General features: G+C 68.2%; 8 protein-coding genes. 5 read left to right on the top strand and 3 right to left on the bottom strand.

The features are described 5' to 3' along the window. The 4 genes from AC1DOC_RS18955 to AC1DOC_RS18940 form a co-directional block, all read left to right on the top strand. Window positions 1-292 (top strand): Crp/Fnr family transcriptional regulator (locus AC1DOC_RS18955; protein ID WP_478130270.1); only part of this gene is annotated, 292 nt, incomplete at its 5' end. Further along, window positions 289-762 (top strand): hypothetical protein, encoded by a 474-nt coding sequence (locus AC1DOC_RS18950; protein ID WP_478084342.1) that lies wholly within the window; start codon window positions 289-291, stop codon window positions 760-762. The genes AC1DOC_RS18955 and AC1DOC_RS18950, both read left to right, overlap by 4 nt. Before the next feature lie 61 nt (window positions 763-823). Beyond that, window positions 824-1,591, top strand: a complete 768-nt coding sequence (locus AC1DOC_RS18945; RefSeq protein WP_478084340.1) for an SDR family NAD(P)-dependent oxidoreductase — start codon at window positions 824-826, stop codon at window positions 1,589-1,591. 22 nt (window positions 1,592-1,613) lie between these two features. Further along, window positions 1,614-1,871, top strand: a complete 258-nt coding sequence (locus tag AC1DOC_RS18940) for a hypothetical protein (protein ID WP_015867751.1) — start codon at window positions 1,614-1,616, stop codon at window positions 1,869-1,871. 7 nt (window positions 1,872-1,878) lie between these two features. Here AC1DOC_RS18940 and AC1DOC_RS18935 read toward each other — a convergent pair whose 3' ends face one another. After that, a complete protein-coding gene (locus AC1DOC_RS18935; RefSeq protein ID WP_478080181.1) occupies window positions 1,879-2,928 on the bottom strand; it encodes an MBL fold metallo-hydrolase in 1,050 nt (349 codons plus the stop codon). Window positions 2,929-2,988: 60 nt separating this feature from the next. Next, the gene (locus AC1DOC_RS18930; protein WP_478080182.1) at window positions 2,989-3,966 is read right to left on the bottom strand and encodes a Bug family tripartite tricarboxylate transporter substrate binding protein; all 978 of its coding nucleotides are present in this window, start codon (window positions 3,964-3,966) and stop codon (window positions 2,989-2,991) included. Window positions 3,967-4,222: 256 nt separating this feature from the next. Here AC1DOC_RS18930 and AC1DOC_RS18925 point away from each other — a divergent pair, with 256 nt between their 5' ends. Continuing rightward, window positions 4,223-4,600, top strand: a complete 378-nt coding sequence (locus AC1DOC_RS18925) for a VOC family protein (protein ID WP_018905142.1) — start codon at window positions 4,223-4,225, stop codon at window positions 4,598-4,600. A 31-nt stretch (window positions 4,601-4,631) separates the two neighbouring features. Here the strand turns inward: AC1DOC_RS18925 and AC1DOC_RS18920 are convergent. Then, the coding region (locus AC1DOC_RS18920) for a superoxide dismutase (RefSeq protein WP_478130269.1) at window positions 4,632-4,948 on the bottom strand (317 nt) is incomplete at its 5' end.

Below are 4,948 nucleotides of genomic sequence, written 5' to 3'. Positions count from 1 at the left end.
GCTCAACAACCCCGACGCGCGCGTGGCGCGCAACCTCGTCTCGCTGTTCAACCCGGTGCTCTACCCGGGCGTGGGCGAGGTGCTGCGCATCACGCAGCAGGAGCTGGCCTATCTGGTCGGCCTGTCGCGCCAGCGCGTGAACGAGGCGCTCAACGGCCTGTCGGCAGAGGGGTTGATCCGGGTGGAGTACGGTGGGCTGCGCGTGCTCGACCTGCCGGGCCTGCGCGCGAGCGCGATGTCGAACAAGAAGAACAGCAGCAACAGCCGCTCACCCGAAACGGAAACCCCATGACCCTCGAAGACCAGCTCCAGATCGTGCCCGCGGATGCGCAGGCCGCCTTCATTCCGCCGCCCGAGGCGCCAGCAAAGGCCAAGGCCGCAGACACCGGCCCGACGCTCGAGGGAGCCATCGCGCGCAACGAGGCGCTCACCGAGAAGATCGACGCGCTCGATGCGGTGCTGGCCAAGCCGCTCGCCGAGATCCTTGCCGAGCGCGAGAAGGCCGACGAGGCCGCGCTCGCCTGGGACCGCTTCGGCGCAATGTGGATGCTCTCGCAGCGCGCCATGCGCCGCGTGGCGCTCGACCTGGCCGCGCAGCTCGGCCTGAGCGAGGAAGAGGTCGTGGCGCGTGCAATGACCCATGCCAACGCGGTGCTCAACGGGGCCGACGAGGTCGACCTTGGCGGCACCATCGCGCCGGCGCAGCTGCAGCACATCGCGCGGCACCGCAACTTCCTGCGCAACCAGTTCCGCACCGGCTGAGCCCGGGGCCTCCCTATACCGCTTAACCTCGCGCCTTCGTTCCAGAAAGACTCTTTTCCCGATGACCGCTTCTTCCCACCTCACCCTCATCACCGGCGCCTCGCGCGGCCTGGGCCGCGCCATGGCCGAACAGCTGCTGCAGGCCGGCCACACGGTGCTCGGCATTTCGCGCAGGCAGGAGCCGCAGCTTGCGCAAGCCGCGCAACAGGCCGGCGCAGAACTCATCCAGTGGGAGCAGGACCTGTCCGATCCGGTGGCCGCATCGGCCCGCCTCTCGGCCTGGCTCAAGACGCTCGACGGCCAGCGCTTCGACAGCGTGACCCTGATCAACAACGCCGGCACCGTCGGCAACCCCGCACCGCTCGCGAGCGCGGTCGGCGCCGAGCTGTCGCAGGCGCTGCGCATCGGCCTCGAAGCGCCGATGCTGCTGACGGCCGCGTTCCTGGGCGCCACGCGCGAATGGCGCGGCGCGCGCAAGGTGCTCAACATCTCCTCGGGCCTGGGGCGCAATGCCATGGGCAGCCAGGCGCCGTACTGCGCGGCCAAGGCCGGCATGGACCACTTCTCGCGCGCCGTGGCGCTCGAGGAGGCTGCCGCACCGAACGGCGCGCGCATCGTCTCGCTCGCGCCCGGCATCATCGACACCGACATGCAGGTGCAGCTGCGCGGCGCATCGGACGAGAAGTTTCCGGACCGCACGCGCTTCGTGAGCATGAAGGAGGAAGGCCGCCTCGACAGCCCGGCCGCCGCCGCGGCCAAGGTGCTCAAGTACCTGGCGCGCGAAGACTTCGGCCGCAACCCCGTGGCCGACGTGCGCGACCCGGCCTGAGCGCCGGCAAGGAGAGCACACCATGGCCACAGCAAAGTCGATCGATACCGGCGACTACAAGCTCTTTCCGTCGCCGAGGAACGTGCACCGCGTCATCTTCGAGCACCAGGTCTTCGTGCCGTATCCCTACGCGCTGATCGTGATGGACGAGTTCTACTTCAAAGGCCGCTACAGCCTGTTCTCCGCCTGCCGCCTGAGCGACGGCAAGATGGGCCAGGTGGCGACCTTCGAGCTGGCATCGGACGTCGACATCTTCAACAAGAAGTTCACGCCGGACTGATCCGGCGCTACAGCAAGAACCTGTCGCGCTGCGCCTGCGCGCACTCGCCCATCACGGCCAGCGCACGCTCCACCGTCGGTGTGCCGAGCACGAAGGGGTTCGCCGCCGGCGCAGGCTGCTGCCGCAGGGCGGCGAGCTTGGCCTGCGAGCCGTCGATGTTCGAATGGTTCGACAGCAGCACGTCGATGCGCTGGCTCTGCGCGATCGCACCCATGCGCTGCGTGGCGCCGATGTAGGCGTCCAGCCGCGGCACGTCCTTGCCGAAGTTGAAGCCGGTGCCGCCCCAGAGCATTGCGCGGTGCTTGCGCCCGCCCGCGCTCACGTCGAACACCGGAGAGATCGTGCCCATGGTGTGGCCCGGCGTGAGGTACAGCGTGACGCTGGTGTCGCCGAGCGTGATGCGGTCGCCGTCCTTCACCGAGATGTCGCGCTTGGGCGGCGCGCCCCAGATCGGCGTCGCAAATTCGAGCCTGGTCTCGGTCATGGTCCAGTCGGCCTCGCTCATCACCACGCGTGCGCGGTACTTCTGCGCGAGGTAGCTGGCGCCGCCGTAGTGGTCGCCGTGGCCATGCGTCACGATCACGTACTTGATCTGCGCCGGGTCGAGCCCCAGCCTGCGCATGCCGCCTTCGATCAGCGCCGCGGCCTCGGCCTGGGTGTTGAGTGCGTCGATCAGGATGATGCCCTGCGAGGTCTTGATCGCCCAGGCGCTGACCCAGTCGGCACCCACGAAGTACAGGTTGTCGAAGGCCTGGCCCGGCGGCGGCGCGGGCCGGTTGATGAAGCCCGTGAGGCTCCTGTCGAGCGCGTCCTGCGGCGGCCGGGCGGCAGGCGCGGGCTGGCACAGGGTCAGCAGGGCCTTGAGGTCGGTGCCGGCTGCGCGCGTGGCGGTCGCCACATGGGCCGCCACGCTGGCCTCGGACGGCGCGGCGGGCAGCCCTGCGGTGGTGCCGGCCGGCGTCTGCGCGCAGCCCTGCACCAGGGCGGCCACCGCTGCCAGGGTGGTGGCCTTCAGCAGGAGGGTGTTGTTCTTCGAACTCTTGCGCTGTGCTGCCATCGGTGTCTCCGTGCCGTCGCTGCGGCCTGTGGTGGAGACGCCATTGTGCGGCGGCCGCGCTTATTCGATGGTCGCGCCCGAGGCTTGCACGATGCCCTTCCACTTCTCGTAGTCGGTCTTCAGCAGCGACTGGAACTGTTCGGGCGTCATGCTCTGCGGCTCGGCGCCCTGCGCGATGATGGCGGCCTTCATTTCGGGCGTGGCCAGCAGCTTGTTGACTTCGGTATTCAGCGTGGCGATCACGTCCTTCGGCGTCTTGGCGGGCACGAAGAGGCCGTACCAGGTGGACACGTCGAAGCCCTTGTAGCCGAGCTCGGCCACGGTGGGCGTCTCGGGCAGCGAGGTGCTGCGCTTGGCCGAGGTCACGGCCAGCGGGCGCAGCTTGCCCGCCTTGATCTGCGCCAGCGCCGAGGGCACCGACGACACCATCAGGTCGACGTTGCCCGCGAGCACGTCCATCATCGCCGCGTTGGAGCCCTTGTAGGGCACGTGGCGCATCTTGATCTGGGCGGCGCCGTTGAAGATCTCGCCGGCCAGGTGGATGGTGGTGCCGTTGCCGGGCGAGCCGTAGGTGACGGTGTCGGGCGCCGCGCGCGCGGCTTTCACCACGTCGTCGAGCGTCTTGAACTTCGAGTTGGCCTGCGTGACGATCACCACCGGCGTGTAGGCCACGTGCGCCACGGCCGTGAGGTCCTTCACCGGGTTGTAGCTCAGGTTCTTGTAGAGCCAGGGCGCGACGACCATGTTGTCCTTCTGGCCCATCACGATGTCGTAGCCCGTGGGCGCGGCGCGCGCGGCCTCCGCAATGCCGATGGTGCCGCCGGCGCCGCCGCGGTTGTCGGGCACCACGGTCCAGTGGTTGGCCTCGGTGAGCTTCTGCGCGACCAGCCGCGCCAGGATGTCGGTGCCGCCGCCGGGCGGGAAGGGCACGACCATGCGAATGGGCTTGGCGGGGTAGGACTGTGCCTGCGCAGGGGCGGTGAAGGCCAGGGGAAGTGCCAGCGCGATGGCCAGCGTGCCGAAGTGTCTGCGGATCATGGGTTTGCTTGTCTCTTTGTCTGAGCGATTCGGGGTTGCAGCAGCCGTGGATGGCGGTCACTGCACCGGGGGTGCAGTGTGCCGGAAGCGGGGCCTTGCGGATTCTTCATTCGCGATGGGGCCCATATCGGCTGGCGGGGTATTTTCCGATGGATTGACAGCAGCCCGCCAACGCCAAATACTCCACCAAATGGTTGAGTATTTTTGGCTCGCCCGCCGCGCGTCCACTGCGCGATGGGCTTCACAGGAGACTCTCATGCTCGGAAACATCAACGCGGTGGCCAATCTCGCGGTGAAGGACCTTGCCGTGGCGCGCCGTTTCTATGAAGGCACGCTGGGGCTGGCGCAGGTCGATGCCGAGGGCGACGAGGTGATCGTCTACCGCAGCGGCAACTCGCGCATCAACGTGTACCGCTCGGCCTTTGCGGGCACCAACCAGGCCACGGCCGTGACCTGGCCGGTCGATGGCGAGATCGAGCGGCTCGTGGCCGCGCTCAAGGCCAAGGGCGTGCGCTTCGAGCACTACGACATGCCCGGCGCAAAGCTCGAAGGCGACATCCATGTCATGGGCGACATGAAGGTCGCATGGTTCAAGGACCCGGACGGCAACATCCTCAACCTCATCAACGGGTGATGAGGATGCCCGCCGGGCCGGACCCGGCTCCTCAGCCGAAGTTCTTGGCCGCGAAGTCCCAGTTCACCAGCTTGGCCAGGAAGGTCTCGACGAACTTGGGGCGCAGGTTGCGGTAGTCGATGTAGTAGGCGTGCTCCCAGACGTCCACCGTCAGCACCGGGGTGTCGCCGGTGGTCAGCGGCGTGCCCGCGGCACCCATGTTCACGATGTCCACCGAGCCGTCGGCCTTCTTCACCAGCCAGGTCCAGCCCGAGCCGAAGTTGCCCACGGCCGACTTCACGAAGGCTTCCTTGAAGGCGTCGTAGTTGCCCCACTTGGCATCGATGGCCTTGGCCAGCGCGCCCGTGG

Source organism: Variovorax sp. 01T439_2 (assembly GCF_056398445.1).
This window is presented reverse-complemented; position numbering and strand designations above follow the sequence as displayed.